The sequence below is a fragment of the Ignatzschineria rhizosphaerae genome (genome assembly GCF_022655595.1).
GTDB lineage: Bacteria > Pseudomonadota > Gammaproteobacteria > Cardiobacteriales > Wohlfahrtiimonadaceae > Ignatzschineria > Ignatzschineria rhizosphaerae.
Genome location: NZ_CP093379.1, coordinates 1,246,418 through 1,264,597, shown reverse-complemented (window position 1 = coordinate 1,264,597; position 18,180 = coordinate 1,246,418). Strand labels below are relative to the sequence as shown.

Sequence of the window (18,180 nt, the reverse complement as noted above, 5' to 3'; positions counted from 1 at the left end):
GGCTTTAAAATATGACATCTAGTTCCCGCAAACTGATTATTATATTAGCGATTATGTTTGGTGGTTTTGGCTTGCTCTTTATGTTTGCCGGTTTTTCTATTTTAGGAGAGGAAGGCAGTAAGGGTGATGGCATATTGTTTGCCAGTGTTGGTGGCATTTCTTCCGCGATAGGTTTTACTCCCTTAATCCTATTTATACGTCAAAAAATAATTAAAAATCGTGTATTGTCCCGCGGTGTAATGATTCAATCGGAGTTATTAGATGTTACCTATGCCTCTTATGCGGTCAATGGTGTTAGACCTTATTTAATTCGTTCTCAATGGGTTGATCAGAGTTCTAATAAACTCTACCTCTTTAAGAGTGAGCCGTTTGTCGATAATCCCGAAAGCGTTTTAAAGAAAGGATCAAAGGTGCCTGTTTATATTAATCCGGAAAATCCTAAGCAGTATTATATGGATATTCAATCTATTTCAGCGCTAAAGCGATTCTATAAACGGTAGGAAGATCAATGCCTATTAAACTTGAGATGCCGTTAAGAGTAAAAATATTGTTATTGATTTTTTCGTGTTTTTTTGGAATACCGGGAATATTTCTCCTACTCTTAGCGCTAAAGATTGGTCATGGTATGACGCTATTAATGGCAATGATTTTTTGCTTAATAGGATGGTTTCCTCTTTATTGGTTTCTCAATAAGAACCTCATTAAAAAGCGTGTATTAAAAGTCGGGGTAATTGTAGAAACTACCTATGTTAGTAGCCAGAAGGCAAGCTCATCAATATTAGGTTGGCAGCCCTATATTGTTAAAACAAAGTGGCATGATATTGAGAATAATAGACTCTACTTTTTTAAAAGCACTTGGGTGAGTGGAGAGATCTGTCATTATTTAAAGACCAATATGTTCATCCCTGTTTATATCGATCCTTTAGATCCTAAAAAGAACTATTTTATGGATTTAAGCCCCATTACTTTAAAATGCAATAAGAAGCAATAATATGTCAAAAATGCCAGGTTCTATAAAAATACTCTTTATCCTTTTTTGTTTCTTTTTTGGTGTGCCGGGAATCGGGCTTTTAATTTTAAGTGTAGGAGTCGCGCACCCGGCGCCTTTAATTTTCGGATTGATTATGTGTGCCTGTGGTTGGATTCCACTCTATATTGCTCTTCGTAAGATGTGGCTTAAAAAAACGATGTTACAACATGGAGAGATGATAGAGACCCATTTTGTAGAGATGAATCCTGCATATTATGATCTCTTTGGTTGGCGTCCTTATATTATGAAGACTCAATGGCATGATCCTGTCACCAATTTGATTTACCATTTTAAAAGTCCTCCATTAAATAGAGATGTGACGCATTTGGTAAAAGAGAGGGGTACAATTCCCGTTTATATTGATCGCAGAAACCCAAAACATCGCTATTATATGGATGTCAGCAAGCTCGATAAACTTACACAGAGACCTTATAACAGGTAATTTTTTTATCAGACACTTCAATTTTAATAAAAAGGACATTATGCAAGGCGGTAATAGCGATTATCAAATAGAACTTACAAAAAGCATACTCATGGTAGCTGGTATTTTTGCAATCGTTGGAGCGGGGCTTTTGCTTGGTTTTTTCATATCTTCAGATGGCATACTACTTTATGTTGGTACGTTATTTAGTTTGTCATGGCTAGTCATTATCTATGTTATCTATTATAGGTACGAGCAAAAGCAGCTTTATCATCATGGTATTTGTATCGTTACAAAATATGAGTCTATTATTGATAAAAAGGGAGAGCCCGTTGTTAATGGGAGCACTCATAATGGTGTCTATTATGTTCAAACCTCATGGTATGACAGTATAAGTAATACGGTATATCTCTTTAAGAGTGAGTTTCTTTTTAAAAATCCAGAAGCGTATTTAAAGGATATTGCCGGGATTGATGTTTATGTAGATCCTAAGAATTTTCAGCGAAATTATATGGATTTACAGTTTTTACCTCGGCATTTTAATACACGTAGAATGTCATAGAGCACTCAAGAATTTGCCTCAGTAAGATTGATCACTCATGATCTTTGAGTGATCAATATCTTTATGAGCTTTATTCCCAATAAAAGATTTATAAAAATAATCGCAAAGAGAGATTTAATCGTGTTTTGTTGCCATCGGTCTTGTAGGATCTGCGCACCATTCACTCCAGGAACCGTGGTAGAGCTGAGTTGCCCCAAGATCTGCGTAGTAGATTGAAAAAAGATTATGACAAGCTGAAACACCAGAGCCACATTGGTTGACAATGGTGCTTGGATCGATACCTTGAAGAAATTCTTGCCATTGTGATCGCAATACCTCTGGTGATTTAAAGAGTCCCATTTCATTGAGATTGTATTCGAAAGGGTAATTCATCGCAGTAGGGATATGGCCGGCAATAGGATCTAAAGGTTCTGTTTCTCCTTTAAAACGGGCTTCTCCACGCGCATCAATAATTTGTAGTTGATAGTCAGGATCTCCTGTTACATATTCTAAAATTTCTTCTAGCATAATGAGCCCAAAATCACTCTCTCGTAGTTCAATATTCCCTTTAGAGATAGGTTTAGGATCTGTCGTTTCAATCTCCCCATTAAGCGCTTTCCATGCGGTGATACCACCGTTTAAAAGCTGAACATTTTCATGACCTAGATGTTTGAGAACCCACCAGGCATGGCTGGCAAACATACTGCTTTTATCGTCATAAACGATAATATGATCATCATTATTCAGCCCAATATTTTGTAAAACATCTATCAGTAAGTTATCAGGTTTAATGGGATGGCGACCATTATTACCATTTTTTAGATTGCAGAGATCTTTCTCTAAATCTAAGCGTAATGCAGTAGGAATACGTCCCTTAATATAGCTTTCATGACCATAATTGGGATTCATGAGATCAAAGCGAGCGTCAATAATTTTCAAATGAGGGGACTTTTGAATTAACTGTTGTAGTTCATGCGCTTGAATAAGAGGAGATAACGCGTGTGTCATTTGATGCGATCCTTTGAAAATTGTGAAAAGGGCATTAAAAATATTACAAGATAGGTTTATCTTAAATGAGGAATAAGACTTGGGCAACTCTCTTCCTCTAGTTGCGGTTCTGTTCGAGAGTTTAGAGCGTGATGATGCTTTTTAGAAAATTTTATAATTTCGCTAAATCAAGGAAGAGATCTATTGAATCGGGAACCCATGATTTTGAAAACAAAGAGATAGGACTTCATTATCATAAGGGAGGATTGGATAAGATCATGACAATGGTTTGCAAATTAAGCATATATCTTTAAAATGAGAATTAATCACATTCGTATTTGAAGTGCATATAGGCTTTGTAATACTGACTAAGAGGGAAGACTGCTTCTATTGCTAACAGTATGTCTAACAGTATGTGATTTTTATTCAATGACTATTTGAGAGGATTCTATGGCACCTTTGCAATTAATATCTCGCGCGAGTTTAGATGAGTATGAGCCAGAGCTCTTAACGTATCGCCGTTATCTGCACACGCATCCGGAACTCTCTTTTCAAGAATTTAAAACCTCACAATATATTGTCGATAAAATGTCGCAGTTAGAGCATGCTGAAATTCTCCGGCCTGTAGGGACAAGTGTTTTAGTAAAGTTTGTGACAGGAAAGCCTGGCCCTAAGATAGGTCTGCGGGCAGATATAGATGCTTTAGCGATTACAGAAAAGCATGATAATATCAGCTTTAAATCTAAAAATGAGGGGGTTATGCATGCTTGTGGGCATGATGGACATACCGCGATTTTAATGGCTGCTTGTTGTTATTTTGATGAACATTTTGCTGATTTAACGGGAGAAGTTTGGGCGATTTTTCAACATGGAGAAGAAGTTTACCCCGGTGGAGCCAAACAACTTGTCGATACAGGACTTTTTAATGAGCTAGATTTTATCTATGGTCAACATATCTGGGCGAGTTTACCTCTTGGAACAATTGATATAAAAGAGGGATTTGCAAGTTCTTATTCTGATAACTATACCATTAAAATTCAAGGAAGAGGGGGCAATGCTTCAGAGCCTGAGTTAACAATAGATCCATTGATGATCGGTGCTTTTATTGTCGCAAAATTACAGGCTGTTGTTGCTAGGCAAAAATCCCCATTAGAAGCAGGAGTGATTAGTAATACTGTTTTTCAAGCCGGGGATACCTTCTCTATCAATATGATTCCTGAGGATTGTTTACTAGCAGGAACGATGCGCACAACTACTGATGAGATGCGTACTCAGTTCAAAAAAGCGCTGGAAAAGATCGCAAGGGGAACTTGTGAAGAGTTTGGCGCAACGTGTGAAATCGAATTTGAGTCAGGCTATGACATGATTGAAAATCACCCTGAAACAACGGGATTTATCCGTGCTATTGCTAATGAGATGGAAGAAACGAGAGTAATTAAGCAAAAATGTATGCTCTCTGGTGAGGATTTTAGCGCCTTTTCACATATAGCACCTTCTACATTTGTCTTTATTGGGGCGACAAATCCTGAATTAGGGATGGATTATCCGCACCATCATCCTAAATTTTGGATTGATGAGCGTGTATTACTCTATGGATTACAACTTGCAGTGAATGCGGTGTTACAATACCCTCTTTATTTTAAAGATTCACATTAAAGGCGATCGTTAAAAATCATAATAGGAGATTGTGCATGATTGTTTATGGAATTAAAAATTGCGATACCATGAAAAAGGCATTTACTTGGCTTGATAATCATAAGATTGAATATACTTTTCATGATTATCGTCATCCTGGACTTACAACAGATCAATTAACAAAGATCTTAAAATTGATTGATTTATCAGAGATTGTGAATAAGCGAAGTACTTCATGGCGTGCTCTTTCTGATAGTGAGAAAGAAGCGGTATTAGAGCCAAAAACAGCTATTGAGATTCTCCAAGCACACCCAACGTTAGTGAAAAGACCCTTAATTATTAATGGAGATAAGGCGATGGTGGGTTTTTCAGAGGCAAGTTTTGAGAAAGCTTTTCTGTAAATATTAAAATGCTTATGAGAGACGTGATCATTTTAGTGATTTCGTTTTAGAAAATAAAAACAGATAAAGAAAAGGCTGGTAATTCAACCAGCCTTTTTTATATTGTTAAAATATCTTTTTAACTTTTCATTAAAATGGTGCGTCGATATCAACAACATCAATAAGTTTGATGTTAACGAACTCTTTAAGGCCAAGATCAATTAATTCACGACCAAAGCCCGAACGGCGTACGCCACCAAATGGAAGATCTGCTTTTACCATTGTAGGATGGTTTACAAAGATCATTCCTGTAGAAATTTGACCTGCAACACGGCGACCACGCTCATTATCTGAGGTAAATACCGAACCACCTAAACCAAATGGTGAATCATTAGCAATGCGAATTGCATCAGCTTCATCTTTTGCTTTAATAATCATTGATACAGGACCAAAGAACTCTTGATAGTAAGCAGGGTTATCTGGCGTGACATTTGTTAAAATTGTCGGTTGAACAAAGCAACCTTGCGTTGGTACTTTAGGACCCACCTCTGTTGCTGTTGCACCATGTTTAACCGCTTCTTCGATCTGCTTGAGAAGATTTTCTTTAGCACGTTGTGAAGAAAGTGGGGCAAGTTGCGTTTCAGGATCCATAGGATCGCCTGCTTTAAGCGCAGCAACGCCTGCGGTATATTTTTCTAAATACTCATCATATACTTTTGCATCAATGATCATACGTTTAGAAGATACACAAACTTGTCCGGCATTCCAGTGACGACCAAATACGCCCCAAGCAACTGTTTTATCCATGTCCGCATCATCAAGCACGACAAACGCATCAGCGCCGCCAAGCTCCATGATTGCTTTTTTAAGATGTTTACCAGCAGTTGCGGCAACAATAGAGCCGGCTACTTCAGAACCTGTTAAAGCAACACCAATGACGCGTGGATCTGCAAGTACTAATTCCACATCATCGTGTTCGATAAATTGATTGATAAATACGCCATCAGGAAGACCTGCATCTTTCATCAGCGCTTCAAAAGCAAGTGCTGATTGTGGAAGATTTGAGGCATGTTTAAGAATCAATGTATTTCCCGCTGAGAGTTGCGGCGCTAAAATACGAGCAACTTGATAGAACGGGAAGTTCCATGGCTCAATGGCAAGAAGAACGCCCATAGGATCATAAACAAGTTCAGCTTCACCTTCAGCTGGGTCCATGACGGGGAGTTTTCTTGGTTGTAGCTGCGCTTCAGCATGACGCACATAATATTCTAAAATTTGTGCAGAGAGCTCAACTTCACCTTTTGCTTCAGCGAAGGTTTTTCCCATCTCTAAAGTAATAATACCCGCATATTTATCCACGTTTTTACGAAGAAGGTCAGCCGCATTTTGTAGAAAAACAACACGTTCTGAAACAGATCTTTTTTTCCAGCTTTGAAATGCAAGATCTGCTTTATCGATTGCTGACACAATCTCTTCACGAGTTGCGCTTTTAAAAGATTTTACTAATTCATTGGTATATGGATTTACGGTTGCAAATGTCATAACTTAGACTCCTAAAAAATTTAATGTAAATTCATTATAGACCTCTGAATTTTAGGATGCATCTATTTTGCAACTGATAATGAATAACATTTGCGCATTTAATTAGTTGATATTGTTGTATCTATTTGATTATAAAGATATAAAAAATATTATATTGAAAAGTGTAGCAATGGCTGAATACTGTCCAAAATGATATTACTCAGATTAATTGGCTTTTTTTAAAGAGATAATTTGCGAAATAATCATATCAATTGTGATTTTTTGTCTAAAAATTATTCAATAAATTACTGACAGGTTACTCTTTCGAGGACTGACTTTTCCAGATGGCAATATAGAATAGGAAGACATAGACGATAAAAAGTAATATAAGAATAAAAAATGGGCCAGAGAGCGTAAATAGTCCATTTGGAAAAATAGTATTCCCAATTTTATGAATGAAGCTACCAATCAAACCACTATTATTGATCACACTACGAATCAAATAGAACCATAAGAAAATAGAGATACCAATATGCAGTAAGATGTTCATCAAGGACTTCCTCAAGAAAAATAATGAGTTGTATCATAAGGGGCTATGAAATAAATACAAATTAAAGTTATAGATTCTTGAGGAAGATCGTCAAAGAGATTATGCCGGCATTTTAGCTAAGACTTTAAGAACGATATTAGCGGAATTTTTTGCAGCAAAATCAAGGTATTCAATAAAGCTCATCGGCATCTCTTTATCGGGAAGGTCTGAGAGCGCACGGATAACAATAAAAGGGGTTTGGTAGAGATAGCAAACTTGGGCAATAGCGGCCGCTTCCATCTCTACCGCTTTAATATTTGGAAAGAGCTTTTTAATGGCATCGACACGTTTTTGATCAGCGATAAAAGCATCGCCCGTCCCAATTAATCCAATTTGTGAATTGATCTTTAATGCTATTAATACCTCATTGACTAAGGTAATAAGTTTTGGATCTGAAGGGAAGGTTTGTGGCAGTCCTGGCAATGTCGCAGGCTCAAGTCCAATAGGAGTGAGATCTACATCATGATGGGCAGTTTCATCAGAGATAATAATATCCCCAATTTCCATACCCTCTATTAGGCCACCTGCTGAGCCGATATTAATAATCTGTGTTGGTTTAAAATGTTCATGTAGTAAAGTCGTTGCCATGGCTGCTTGCACTTTGCCAACCCCTGAGCGAAGTAGAACAACCTCTCGCCCTTCAAGGGTTCCTTTAATAAAGCGAACGCCGGCAATGTGCTTTTCTTTTGGATTTTTAATCATTGACGCAAGTAGCGTAACTTCCTGTTCCATCGCACCAATAATTCCAATCATGATCTAATCCTTTTCATCGTTAATAAAGTAGTGTCAATAATTTTTCTATTATACGGAAAAGTAAAAGAGAATGAAGCCGCTCTTTATAGAAGCGATCGAGTAAAAATCGGCGTTAAAGAAAGCTTTTATCACCTGTTTTATGAAAGTTGTTATACTAAGCTGTTACGTTTACCAGTTATTAAAATGACGATGCTTACAGTGAGTAAAGCGTTGATCAATCTTATGTAATATTGAAAATGGGAAGATCATGTCTGAGGGAAAGGAAGTAAAACTTAAAAGAGGGCTAAAAAATCGTCATATTCAGATGATTGCTCTCGGGGGCGCAATTGGGACTGGATTGTTTTATGGTTCGGCGCAATCAATAGCCTTAGTAGGGCCGGCAATTTTGCTTGCTTATTTACTGGGTGGATTTGTGATCTATCTTATCATGACGATGATGGGAGAGATGTCAACGCATGAGCCTGTTGCGGGTGCATTTAGCCATTTTTCTTATAAATATTGGGGAGAGTTCCCTGGATTTTTAGCCGGCTGGAACTATTGGTTTTTATATATTTTAGTCAGTATGGCAGAGCTTTCAGTCGTAGGGATCTATATTCAAGTTTGGTTTCCAGAAATTCCGCTCTGGGCCTCTTCTTTAACGGTTTTAGTTTTGATTACGATTATTAACCTCTTCTCAATTAAGATCTATGGTGAGTTTGAGTTTTGGTTTGCTTTAGTGAAAGTCTTAGCAATTATGCTCTTAATTGCATTAGGTGGGTATTTAATCTTAACAGGCGCAGATGGTGCTACGATCTCAAATCTCTGGGCGCATGATGGATTCTTCCCATTTGGTGTTAAAGAGTTTTTACTCTCGCTTGTAATTGTGATGTTCTCATTTGGAGGAACAGAGCTTATTGGTATTACTGCAGGAGAAGCGGATAATCCTAAAAAGTCGATTCCTAAAGCGATTAAACAGGTCATTTGGCGAATTTTACTCTTTTATGTGCTCTCAATTGCAGTCTTAATGATTCTTCATCCTTGGAATGAGATTGGGACAGAAGGAAGCCCCTTTGTAATTATTTTCCAAGAGATGGGTTTTGGTATTGTAAATACGCCGATTGGGGAGATTAATATTCCGGCAACATTCTTTAATATTGTGGTTTTATCGGCGGCGATATCAGTATATAACAGTGGTATTTATAGTAATGGGAGAATGCTCTTTGGCCTAGCAGAGCAGGGAAATGCGCCTAAATTTTTCTTAAAGCTCAATCGAAATTCAGCGCCCTTTGTCGCTATTCTCTTCTCATCACTTTGTACTTTAGTTGCGGTGATTATTAACTTTGTAGTGCCGGAAGGTGCTTTTATGCGCATTATGTCCTTAGCAGTTGCAGCGGCAACTATTACTTGGGGCTTAATTGTTATTGTGCAATATAAGTTTAGAAAGCAAGTTGATCTTAAGGAATTAACATTTAAAGTGCCATTTTATCCTTATAGTAATTATTTTGCTTTAGCCTTTTTAGCACTACTACTTGTGATGATGACTCAATCAGGAAGCATGGTATATGCTGTGATTGTCATTCCTGTTTGGATTATTGCTCTCTATATTGGCTTCTTGATTAAAAAAAGATTGAGTAAAAAATCTTAGATAAAGAGCTATGAGCTAATGATTTTAAGAGAGAACGGCGATAGTTGATATCGCTCTTTATAAAGAAGAATAAAAAAAGCTAGTATTTAATATGCTGGCTTTTTTTGCGAATCTATTTTTATAAGACCTATTTTAGAAAAGGTGTTTACGACTATTGCCGGAGCAAGAATGAGAGTATTCAAGTAAGTCTGGCTTCTTACAGCAAGAGATTCTTTTTTAAATAGTTTTACTATATTTGCGTAATTGGGACACTTTTAATTAGCGCTTTTTATGAAGTGTTTTAGTAAGCATTGTGATTAAGGTGTTACACCTTAATCGAGGGCCCTATTTTACTAATAATTAAGATTGTAAGTTTTGTAAGAAGATAATAGAGATGCTTTGTAACGTAATATATTGATAGAGAAAATATCCCCCAATAACGATCAGAACGAGTAATAGACAGGCACCTATAGGTTTTCCTGTTTTTGTTGGAGTACCGTAATGATTTGATTTAGCATTACCCGGCATTAAAAATGGGATAAGTTGAGCGATGATGGCAATAATCGCTACGATATAAAAAATCGTGTGATATAGGGTCATATTCAGGGTCATAGGGAGCATGACAACAAAGAGTGCGGCAATATAAGGAATGGTAAATATTAGACAGGTCCACCAGCCGGAAAGATTGAGATCATGTAAACGCATAATCGCCATTCGAATATTTAAAAGGAGCGCTGTTCCAAATAAACCTGCATGAAAAATGAGCTTAATAAGACCGCGTGTCATATCTGTTGATTTATCATTACCATCAAATAGTAAGAATAGTCCTTGCTCAATGGCGAAGTAGTAGAGCAGATAGATTGTGATAATTAGTAACAGATAGGTCACAAATCGATTGGCAAACTCTAAGCGCCCGATTCTTCCTGTAAATCCAAATGAGAAGTAAGATGGTGCTTTTTGAAGATTTGCTTGTGGCTGTTTACTCATGAAGCTCCTACAAATGATGCGATAAATTTAAGCGAAGAACTGCCATATTATAGAATCTCTTGGAAAGACTCTCAAGCAAGGCAGATTTCTCTTTATAAAGATAGGGGTAAAGAATCATAAGATAAAAGCTGAGAGGAGACCCTTCTCAGCTTTTTAATGAAATGATAAAGAAGATTCTTAGCTCATTTCAGGGAGTTTAAAATTTGCGATAATTAGTTATCATCATCATCGCTAAATTTAAGGCTTTTTCCTCTTAAAACACGCCAAATAATGGATTTAAACACCCAGATATTAATAACACCTAAGATCAAAAGGAAGGTAATGACAAAGTAGGCAAAGTAGATCTCTGTCATATCTTTGAGTGTTCCTAAAAGATCGGTATTAAAATGAATGAGTAGTAGAGTCCCTATCGCAATGATAAAAACAATTAAAAAGAGCGCCATCCAAAGTTTACGAATACTCTCTTTAGAAAGCATAAAAAACGACACAATATAAGCAACAACGGTAATACCAAATAATCCGCCAATTAATACTAGTTCCATGGACAATGCTCCTTTTTGTATTTTAAAATTATGCGTCTACTTTATTTTGTTTCTCTTTTAAGTATTCCACTAAAAAACTATGGAAGTCTTCAACTTTTTGTGCCCCTTGAATCGCCACTTCATTATCAATGACGAAAAAAGGTACGCTCTGGATATTAATACGATGGGCAATTGCTTCATCATCACGTACGGCATTGACGTAAGTCTCTTCATCTAATGCTTTTTTAACATCTGTCAGATCAAGTTTTAATTTATCGGCAATTTCGATAAGTGCAACGATATCGCTTAAGTTAATCCCCTCTTGGAAATAAGCTTTAAAGAGAAGATCAGCGCAAGCTTTAATTTTGCTAGGTGCTTTATTTGCCACATAATGTAAGAGCTGATGGGCGATAAAGGTACTCGTTGGGACAATTTTATCGTTATTGATCGTCAATCCGACGGTTGCCGCCATACCAGCTGAATTTACCGTGAGCTCTTTAGCTTTTTCTGGTGTTGTCTGATAGCGCTCTGCTAATACTTCTGCAAGTGTTTGCTCAGTAAATGCCGGTGCATCAGGTGCTAATTCAAAGCTACGATATTGAATTTTGATCTGCGCCATCTCTTCTTCAGAGAGCAGCATAATTGCTTGTTCTAAGTTATGTTTGCCGATATAGCAAAATGGGCAAGAGAAGTCAGACCAAATTTGGATGTTCATAGATATACTTTCCTTTACATCGGATAAATGAGAATATAATTGTTTATTGTATCTTAAAAAGAGAACAGAATGCAGAGCATTCTCGTGATTTTATAACTTTTTATGGGTAATAAAATAGAGATCTGTATTCCTAGAGAATTTCTCATATAACTAAAGGGAGTAGAAAATGATTGGAGAAAGAACAGCAGAGCGTATTAATAGCCATCTTGGTAGAAATCTCTTTAAAACCTTAGGGATAAAAATCACAGAATTAAATGAGCAATACGCAGAAGCGACAATGCCTGTTACAGAAGATCATCAGCAAACAATGGGGGTTTTACATGGGGGGGCAACAATTGCGCTTGCTGAAACAATTGGTGGGATTGGTTCTTTTGCGATATTACCACAAGAGGAAGGTTGTGTGGGGATGCAAATTAGTGCCAGTCATATTTCATCTGCCGAGATTGGTGATAAGGTTATTGCCAAAGCAGATTTGATTCATAAAGGTCGCCGCTCACATATTTGGGATGTGAATATCTATTCTGAAAAGACAGGGCGCTTAATCTCTAGTATTAAAGTGACAAATGCCATTATCCCTATTGTGAAATAATAGTATGTAGGTATTTGCTAAATTAAAAGAAGGATAAAACTATTGGAGGCTTGATTACCTGCTAACAGAGTAATCATAAGAGATTCTGCCATAAACCTTATTCTCATAATCATTACGTGCTTTAACATTCGTGTTGCCAGAGGCGCATGCGGTTAGAATAAAGAGGGAAGTGATCAGTAAAATAAATTTTGGTTTCATCTTAAGTTTTCCTAATTTTGTCATCCCAATGAGGGGGATAGATAGGAGATATTTTACGTTGATTAACTAAGAGCGCAACTAAATAGATGTGATATCTCGATCAGCTTTGGTATTGGTGGATCTCCTAGCTTGAGACTTTTTATTGAGAGAGTGCAATGCTCTTGTCTGTAGGGGAGTTTTACTGATAACTCTTATTTGTAAGGACCGCTAGTTTAATCGCATTAAAATAAGAAAATCAAAGATATAAAAAAACCCTAGATTAAAAATCTAGGGTTTTTATCGTTACTCACATTGAGTAGCTTTAAAACTAAACAACGATTAGTAGTAACGGATTCTACGGTTAGATTCGCGCATTATACGTTTATAATGGCGTTTCTGAGCCGCAGCCTTCTTACGCTTTCTTTCAGTTGTCGGTTTTTCATAGTACTCACGTGCACGCACCTCAGATACGATACCTGCTTTTTCGCAAGCACGTCTAAAACGACGCATAGCAACGTCAAATGGTTCATTCTCACGAATCTTGACGGAAGGCATTGAACATCACCTCAATTAATAAAGTTTAAATAAAATTGTTCTTAATTCATATCACCAAGATATTAATAAGAACACGAACTCACTAGTTTAGCCTCTATTATTGAAAATATCAATGTTAGAGGCTATTTCATGAATGCTTTGACTTATCTTTGAGCTTGTTGATTCATCAGCTCATCGAAAGTTTTCTTCTCAGTAACAACCGCTGCTTTCTCTGCTAAAAGGTCAACAACTTGATCTTCTAAGGCAATGTTGCGGATGTTTTGCATGCTGTTTTTGTCTTTCTTGAAGTGCTCGATTACTTCTGCTGGATCTTCATAAGTTGAAGCGATAAGTTCTAAGCGCTTATCAACGTATGTTTCATCAGGCGTAATTTTGTTATCTTCAATGAATTGACTGACAAGAAGGCTTAAACGAACTTTTTGTTCTGCTTGTGTTGCAAAAAGTTGTTTTACAAGATCCATTAACTGGTTTGCTTCTTCTTGGTTTTGAGGTTGTGGGAAGTTTGATTGTTGCGCCATTGATTGAGCTTCTGCAATCACCATCACTTCTGGAACTTCTAACTCATGATTTTTTTCAAGAGATTCTAATACTGAAGACTTGAAGCGGTTATGAATAACATTGTTTAATTCACGCTCCATGTTTTTACGAAGTTCAGTACGAAGTTTCTCAACATCGCCACCTTCAATTCCAAAACGCTCTGCAAATTCAGCATTGATTTCTGGTAATTGACCTACTTCTACACTGTTTACAGTGATATCAAACTCAGCTTCTTTACCTGCTAAGTGTTCTGCTTGGTATTCTGCAGGGAAAGTCACTTTAATCGTTTTAGTTTCGCCTTTTTTCATACCTACGATTTGATCTTCAAATCCAGGAATCATTGAGTTTGAACCTAAAAGAAGTGGAGTATTGTCAGCTTTACCGCCCTCAAATTCTTCGCCATCAACACGGCCAACGAAATTGATATTTACACGATTTTCAAGCGCAGCAGCTGTATCAGCTTCAGCCCAAGTTTGGCTCTGCTTTTGAAGTGTTGTAAGCATGTTTTCAAGATCCGCATCAGTCACTTCTGCTTCAAGCTTAACAGCTTCTAATTTGTCTAAATTATCAAGCTTTACTTCAGGCATTACTTCAAATTCTGCTGTGAAAGAGAATTTGTTCTCTTCTGAAGGCATATCGATAACAGGCTGACCTGCTGGTTCTAATTTGAGCTCTGTAATAAGCGCTTGGTATTTTTTGCCAATAGCTTCACCAATTACTTCATTCTCAACTTCTGCGCCATGCATGCTGCGAACAACTTTTACTGGAACTTTACCAGGGCGGAATCCATCAACACGAACGCGGCGAGACAAGTTTTGAAGACGATTTTCAATATCTTTCTTCACTTGCTCAGCATCAAGTTCAATCACTACGCGGCGCTTGAGGCCTTCTAAAGTTTCTACTGACATAATTTTATACCCGATTATAAGTTTGAATCTAAAATTGGAAATATAAAAAAAGGTGCTCAAAAGCACCTTCTTAAACTTATTAAGGTGATTGTATCACCATAACTAAATATGGTGCGAGCGGAGAGACTCGAACTCTCACGGATGAACCACTAGATCCTAAGTCTAGCGCGTATACCAATTTCGCCACGCTCGCATAAGCCGTTAATTATACGTTGTCTTCTTTACTTGTCAAGTCTGTTTTACTTGCCGCATTTCTTTCTAAAGAACTGCTTTGGAACAACGTTAACTACGAAGAAAGATGATAATATATTTTCTTAGAAATACAAGTCTTTTATTTGGAGGAATAATGATCGATTTTCAAATAATCCCATTACAACGGCGTCCTCTCGATGGTAGCTTTACGATTTTAAGAGGATTACCTTCTAGAATTAGGCGTCAAATTGGTCCTTGGTGCTTTTTTGATAAGCTTGAGGAGCCTAATATTAATACAACGCAACATTTAGGCGTCGGTCCCCATCCCCATATTGGTCTTCAGATTTTATCGTGGATTATTGATGGCACTGTACAGCATCAAGATTCAATAGGTAATCATTTGGTGGCAAATGCAGGGGAGCTGAATTTTATGACTTGTGGTCAGGGAATTGTTCATACAGAAGATACTCCTGAGACTTTACTTCAAAGCGGGAATTCAGCCTTGCATCTTTTACAATTTTGGATTGCATTGCCAAAAGAATCAGAAGAAGTTTCACCAGGATTTATCTCAATGTCGCAATCAGCGCTGCCCTTAATTGAATTAGAGCATGGAGAAGGGAGGCTGATTGCCGGGGAGTTTGAGGGAAATAGCTCCCCTTTAAAAACCTATAGCCCTATTTTTGCAATGGAGCTTACATTAGACATCGGCGAGAGTCTTTTACCGCTTGAAAAGCAATATGAATATGCAATTACAATGATTGAAGGGGAAGTTGAGTTTGCCGCTTTAAATGATCATCAAGCAGACTCCTTGCATGAAGAGGAGATAACACCAGATCTATTATTGGCATTTAAAGGTGTTTCGCAATTGCAAATGATCGTGAAAAAACGAGCGAGATTTATCATCTTTGGTGGCTTGCCCCACAAAGAGGATCATTATATCTGGTGGAACTATGTATCATCAGATGCTGAAAAAATTCGAAAATGCCATGAACTTTGGGAATCTGGGGATACTTCAATCTTTCCAAAAATTGAAGGTGAATCCCGTGATAATCTTAAAGCTCCTGAGTTTCCAGTAAAACTGATCCTCTTTTTAAGGAATTAAATAATCAGCAACAAGATAGTTTATGTCATAAAAAACAGCCTCTAATAAGGCTGTTTTTTTGTGCAGAATTTGATAGTTAGCTTCGGCTTCTTTGAGTTAGCAGTAAGCCAAGACTCGCAAAAGCAAGCAAAGATGCACACATTCGATTAAAGATTTTTTTTGCGGTGGGTCTTACCAGTAGTTTTTGGATATGTAAGCCAAGGTAAGCGTAAAGCAAGATGGCTACAAACTCTAAAAGTAAGAAGAGGCTCCCTAATATTAAAAATTGTAAATTTGTTGGGAGTGTAGGATCAATAAATTGTGGCAAAAATGCGGTAAAAATTAAAATAGCCTTGGGATTACCTGCTGCAACAAAAAATTCTTGTTTAGCAAGCATCAGGTGATTACATGATATTTGAGTATTTTTCCCACTAATCATATTGAGATCTGTTGGGGCTCTCCAAAGTTGAAAAGCAAGATATAGAAGGTAAATTACCCCTATCGCTTTAATGATATTGAAGATAACTTCAGAGGTATGTAGGACGACAGCAAGACCTAATGATGCGAGAAACAACATTAAGATAAAAGCAATTAAACGCCCAATTCCACCAATACAGGAGCTTTTAAAGCTGTAGCTTGCAGCATTATTAATGGAAAGGAGGTTGTTGGGTCCTGGTGCTAGATTTAAGGCAAAGCAAGCAGGGATGAACAGGAGCAGTGTTGAAAGCTCCATATGTAAAAGTATCAATAAATAAGAAGCAGATTAGCAAGATTGGGGGTAGTGTAAATAATGTTAAGTAGTAAAAAAGATATCATAAAAAAGATGATAGTTTAGGATTGGTTACATTGCTAAGAATGTTATGGAATTTTTAAGGACCAATATTCAATTGATGCAGATTTTCCCCATTAATATTAATAATATTGATAATTTAATAGGTATGAAAAATAATTTATCCACTTGAATAATTGTTCCTTATTAATGTTTGTGTAATAATCGGCGCACAATGACCCGTAATTCACGAAGGAAACAAGAATGAAACAATTAAAGATGTTTTTTGCTGTAATGTTTTTCGTAGTTGTAGCTGTTGCTTGTGGCGGTGGGGCTGATGAGCCAGAAGCTGTTGCAAAAGAATTTATCACTGTATTTGAAAAAGGTGATAGCAAACGTTTATTAGATATTATCTATCTTGATGAGAAAGATAATACACCAGAAGCAAAAGCAATGATCGAAGGCAAGCTCAGCATGATGGTGGGTATGGCGCAAGAAGAGATGAAATCTAAAGGCGGCATTAAGGATGTTAAAGTAGATAGCGTTGAATATAACAGTGATAAAACTAAAGCATCTGTATATTTAATCGTGACTTATAAAGATGGTGAAGTTTCAGGACCGGATGAAGTCGGGACTGTAAAAACAAAAGATGGTTGGAAAGTTGAGCTATAAGCGCAATTTTTAAAAAATTAAGAAGCGCTGTGATTTTCAAAATGAGAACACAGCGTTTTTTTATGTCACAATATTGGTGAAAATAGGGATTAATAGAGTATTAATCTTGTCTTTATACGCTCTTTAGCTTAAAGAGCAAACTACTAGGGGATTGAAATTGGGGCATATAGTTTTACAAGAGGTTAATTCGGTTTTATGTTAAAACGCCGGCATTTATTCGGGGGCTTTTTGATATTTGTGATGATTGTAATCATTGCGATCATCCACTATTTTGAAATTAACCCTTTTCGAGATCCCCGTATTTATGATCCTTGGGAATCGACTTATCTGAACGAGCTTGAGGTAGGAGACATTGTCTTTCGTACGGCTTATGGCAAAGAGAGTCGGATGATTCAATTAGTTAGTGGGGGGGATTATTCCCATATCGCTGTTATTACCGAGGTTTCACCAGAGATTAAGGTAACGCATGCCACCACTAATGATCATCCTGATAAGCTCAATCAGGTCTTATTAACGCCTATTACGGAGTTTTTATCCCCCACTTTTGCCAAAACATATCTTATTGCTCGCCCAGATTTTTTAGATTCTATGGCAAAAACACTCTTTGCTAAGGAGGTTGCCCAAAAAATAGGGGAGCCTTATGTGCTGACAAGCCGCTCCTTAGAAAATCTCTATTGCACAACGCTCTTAGAAGTGCCACTTCGATCCTTAGTTCCGGAATTAACATTAAAGTGGCAAGCGCTACAAGTGCCGGGAATGCCAGGAGATTATCTATTTCCCGATGCCTTTTTAGATATTGCAGGGATGCGCCAAATATTAAAAGATGATGTTTGGTTACCAACATTGAATCCCGTAGTAGAGTAATAAGAGAAGCATAGGTTTTATTGCAATTATGATGCTGCTTTTGTATGATAGCGCTACGCAATTCTTGCGTTTTATTGAGGCAATGGTATAGATGAATAACTAACTTGATTTTAAAAGTCTTTTTCAAAGATTAATTTTAATCAAGGAGTTCTT

The 18,180-nt window shown here is 37.1% G+C and carries 22 protein-coding genes and 1 tRNA gene; 11 read left to right on the top strand and 12 right to left on the bottom strand.

All coding sequences use genetic code 11. The annotated features are described in order from the left end of the window. Nucleotides 1–11 precede the first annotated feature (11 nt). Genes MMG00_RS05430 through MMG00_RS05415 form a run of 4 tightly spaced genes read left to right on the top strand, consistent with a single transcriptional unit; the run spans nucleotide 12 to nucleotide 2,013 of the window. On the top strand, nucleotides 12–500 hold the full coding sequence (locus tag MMG00_RS05430; protein ID WP_242152530.1) for a DUF3592 domain-containing protein: 489 nt from the start codon (nucleotides 12–14) through the stop codon (nucleotides 498–500). Between the two features lie 8 nt (nucleotides 501–508). Further along, on the top strand, nucleotides 509–991 hold the full coding sequence (locus MMG00_RS05425; protein ID WP_242152527.1) for a hypothetical protein: 483 nt from the start codon (nucleotides 509–511) through the stop codon (nucleotides 989–991). Nucleotide 992: 1 nt separating this feature from the next. Beyond that, on the top strand, nucleotides 993–1,472 hold the full coding sequence (locus tag MMG00_RS05420) for a hypothetical protein (protein ID WP_242152524.1): 480 nt from the start codon (nucleotides 993–995) through the stop codon (nucleotides 1,470–1,472). Between the two features lie 40 nt (nucleotides 1,473–1,512). Beyond that, nucleotides 1,513–2,013, top strand: coding sequence for a hypothetical protein (locus tag MMG00_RS05415; protein ID WP_242152521.1), 501 nt, complete (start codon nucleotides 1,513–1,515; stop codon nucleotides 2,011–2,013). Between the two features lie 114 nt (nucleotides 2,014–2,127). On the opposite strand, the gene MMG00_RS05410 is transcribed toward MMG00_RS05415, so the two are convergent. Beyond that, a complete protein-coding gene (locus tag MMG00_RS05410) occupies nucleotides 2,128–3,000 on the bottom strand; it encodes a sulfurtransferase (RefSeq protein WP_242152519.1) in 873 nt (290 codons plus the stop codon). Between the two features lie 429 nt (nucleotides 3,001–3,429). Here MMG00_RS05410 and MMG00_RS05405 point away from each other — a divergent pair, with 429 nt between their 5' ends. After that, the gene (locus MMG00_RS05405) at nucleotides 3,430–4,635 is read left to right on the top strand and encodes an amidohydrolase (protein WP_242152516.1); all 1,206 of its coding nucleotides are present in this window, start codon (nucleotides 3,430–3,432) and stop codon (nucleotides 4,633–4,635) included. 35 nt (nucleotides 4,636–4,670) lie between these two features. Continuing rightward, on the top strand, nucleotides 4,671–5,015 hold the full coding sequence (locus MMG00_RS05400) for a Spx/MgsR family RNA polymerase-binding regulatory protein (protein WP_242152512.1): 345 nt from the start codon (nucleotides 4,671–4,673) through the stop codon (nucleotides 5,013–5,015). A gap of 129 nt (nucleotides 5,016–5,144) precedes the next feature. Here the strand turns inward: MMG00_RS05400 and MMG00_RS05395 are convergent, their stop codons facing one another. The 3 genes from MMG00_RS05395 to MMG00_RS05385 all read right to left on the bottom strand — a co-directional run bounded on the left by MMG00_RS05395 (nucleotide 5,145) and on the right by MMG00_RS05385 (nucleotide 7,857). Continuing rightward, nucleotides 5,145–6,536 (bottom strand): NAD-dependent succinate-semialdehyde dehydrogenase, encoded by a 1,392-nt coding sequence (locus tag MMG00_RS05395; protein WP_242152509.1) that lies wholly within the window; start codon nucleotides 6,534–6,536, stop codon nucleotides 5,145–5,147. A 295-nt stretch (nucleotides 6,537–6,831) separates the two neighbouring features. Next, entirely contained in the window at nucleotides 6,832–7,065 is a 234-nt protein-coding gene (locus MMG00_RS05390) for a hypothetical protein (RefSeq protein WP_242152506.1), read from the bottom strand. Nucleotides 7,066–7,164: 99 nt separating this feature from the next. After that, nucleotides 7,165–7,857: a 5'-methylthioadenosine/adenosylhomocysteine nucleosidase gene (locus tag MMG00_RS05385; RefSeq protein WP_270049361.1), complete on the bottom strand. Its 693-nt coding sequence runs from the start codon at nucleotides 7,855–7,857 to the stop codon at nucleotides 7,165–7,167. 247 nt (nucleotides 7,858–8,104) lie between these two features. Here MMG00_RS05385 and MMG00_RS05380 point away from each other — a divergent pair, with 247 nt between their 5' ends. Further along, nucleotides 8,105–9,481, top strand: coding sequence for an amino acid permease (locus MMG00_RS05380; RefSeq protein ID WP_242152504.1), 1,377 nt, complete (start codon nucleotides 8,105–8,107; stop codon nucleotides 9,479–9,481). A gap of 339 nt (nucleotides 9,482–9,820) precedes the next feature. Here the strand turns inward: MMG00_RS05380 and MMG00_RS05375 are convergent, their stop codons facing one another. From MMG00_RS05375 to MMG00_RS05365, 3 genes are all read right to left on the bottom strand, one after another. Further along, entirely contained in the window at nucleotides 9,821–10,447 is a 627-nt protein-coding gene (locus MMG00_RS05375) for a DUF805 domain-containing protein (RefSeq protein WP_242152501.1), read from the bottom strand. A 212-nt stretch (nucleotides 10,448–10,659) separates the two neighbouring features. Further along, a complete protein-coding gene (locus MMG00_RS05370; protein ID WP_242152468.1) occupies nucleotides 10,660–10,989 on the bottom strand; it encodes a hypothetical protein in 330 nt (109 codons plus the stop codon). 28 nt (nucleotides 10,990–11,017) lie between these two features. After that, the gene (locus tag MMG00_RS05365; RefSeq protein ID WP_242152465.1) at nucleotides 11,018–11,683 is read right to left on the bottom strand and encodes a DsbA family oxidoreductase; all 666 of its coding nucleotides are present in this window, start codon (nucleotides 11,681–11,683) and stop codon (nucleotides 11,018–11,020) included. 166 nt (nucleotides 11,684–11,849) lie between these two features. Here MMG00_RS05365 and MMG00_RS05360 point away from each other — a divergent pair, with 166 nt between their 5' ends. Further along, nucleotides 11,850–12,272 (top strand): PaaI family thioesterase, encoded by a 423-nt coding sequence (locus MMG00_RS05360; RefSeq protein ID WP_242152462.1) that lies wholly within the window; start codon nucleotides 11,850–11,852, stop codon nucleotides 12,270–12,272. 54 nt (nucleotides 12,273–12,326) lie between these two features. Here MMG00_RS05360 and MMG00_RS05355 read toward each other — a convergent pair whose 3' ends face one another. From MMG00_RS05355 to MMG00_RS05340, 4 genes are all read right to left on the bottom strand, one after another. Further along, on the bottom strand, nucleotides 12,327–12,470 hold the full coding sequence (locus MMG00_RS05355) for a hypothetical protein (protein ID WP_242152459.1): 144 nt from the start codon (nucleotides 12,468–12,470) through the stop codon (nucleotides 12,327–12,329). A gap of 318 nt (nucleotides 12,471–12,788) precedes the next feature. Then, entirely contained in the window at nucleotides 12,789–13,004 is a 216-nt protein-coding gene (rpsU, locus tag MMG00_RS05350; protein WP_242152456.1) for a 30S ribosomal protein S21, read from the bottom strand. A gap of 143 nt (nucleotides 13,005–13,147) precedes the next feature. Next, nucleotides 13,148–14,449, bottom strand: coding sequence for a trigger factor (tig, locus tag MMG00_RS05345; protein WP_242152453.1), 1,302 nt, complete (start codon nucleotides 14,447–14,449; stop codon nucleotides 13,148–13,150). Nucleotides 14,450–14,558: 109 nt separating this feature from the next. Next, a tRNA-Leu gene (locus tag MMG00_RS05340) sits at nucleotides 14,559–14,642 on the bottom strand. A gap of 153 nt (nucleotides 14,643–14,795) precedes the next feature. On the opposite strand from MMG00_RS05340, the gene MMG00_RS05335 reads away from it, so the two are divergent. Beyond that, nucleotides 14,796–15,743, top strand: a complete 948-nt coding sequence (locus MMG00_RS05335; protein WP_242152450.1) for a pirin family protein — start codon at nucleotides 14,796–14,798, stop codon at nucleotides 15,741–15,743. A gap of 76 nt (nucleotides 15,744–15,819) precedes the next feature. On the opposite strand, the gene MMG00_RS05330 is transcribed toward MMG00_RS05335, so the two are convergent. Next, on the bottom strand, nucleotides 15,820–16,455 hold the full coding sequence (locus tag MMG00_RS05330; protein ID WP_242152447.1) for a LysE family translocator: 636 nt from the start codon (nucleotides 16,453–16,455) through the stop codon (nucleotides 15,820–15,822). 300 nt (nucleotides 16,456–16,755) lie between these two features. Here MMG00_RS05330 and MMG00_RS05325 point away from each other — a divergent pair, with 300 nt between their 5' ends. Next, nucleotides 16,756–17,163, top strand: coding sequence for a DUF4878 domain-containing protein (locus MMG00_RS05325; RefSeq protein ID WP_242152443.1), 408 nt, complete (start codon nucleotides 16,756–16,758; stop codon nucleotides 17,161–17,163). Nucleotides 17,164–17,400: 237 nt separating this feature from the next. Beyond that, nucleotides 17,401–18,027: a C40 family peptidase gene (locus MMG00_RS05320; protein ID WP_349775518.1), complete on the top strand. Its 627-nt coding sequence runs from the start codon at nucleotides 17,401–17,403 to the stop codon at nucleotides 18,025–18,027. Nucleotides 18,028–18,180 lie beyond the last annotated feature (153 nt).